Genomic DNA, 658 nt, shown 5'->3' with positions numbered 1-658 from the left:
GCGCTATGCTGCTGGACATTTCGTCACCGTTTGCCAGTCCGGAACGTAGGAAGAGCGTGGAGAACAGTTGGTTGAATTCAGCTTTCTGTCCGTCGGTGAGGCGCAGGGTGAAAAGCCCGCTCATGACGATGGTCTTGAGTTTGTCTTTCCATTCCATGCCCAAGGCGGTGAAGGTCTCTTCGAGATTGCTGTCGTTGCGGTCGAACTGGTTTTGCCATTGGTGGATGGCGGGCATGTAGTAGAAGATCTGCCGGGAAAAAAGTCCGTTTTCGGCGTTGGGTATCAGAGGCTTCACTTGTGCGGGGGTGCCGGACAGGAGTACGGAAAGATAAGTCTTTTTCACTTCACGGTACTCATGGTCGGTACGACGGTTGTAGGAGATGCGGTCGTGGTCGAATACTTTGCGCATGGTGTCGCTCCAGTGTCCGTACTCCGATCCGATGGCGGTGGAGATGGTGTCGGCCTCGCTTTCGCATATCAGGCCGGTACCTTCGGAGTCTATCAGGTTTTGCAGGATGCCCGTTCCGGTGTTGTTGCCCGAGATGAGGAACATCTTGTTGGGAGGCATCACGGGCGCTTCGGCCCTTCCGCGTTCCTTTCCCAGCGCGTCGTAATTTGCTTTTTCGCGACGGTAGCATGCCATGCTCTCTGCCACTTG

At 55.3% G+C, this 658-nt stretch carries 1 protein-coding gene; it reads right to left on the bottom strand.

Annotated elements, in window-relative coordinates; translation table 11 throughout:
* Positions 1–658: DUF3987 domain-containing protein (locus tag AAE250_RS23580; RefSeq protein WP_342289516.1), on the bottom strand; the 658-nt coding region annotated here is incomplete at both ends.

The sequence above is a fragment of the Bacteroides sp. GD17 genome (genome assembly GCF_038448625.1).
GTDB lineage: Bacteria > Bacteroidota > Bacteroidia > Bacteroidales > Bacteroidaceae > Bacteroides.
This window is presented reverse-complemented; position numbering and strand designations above follow the sequence as displayed.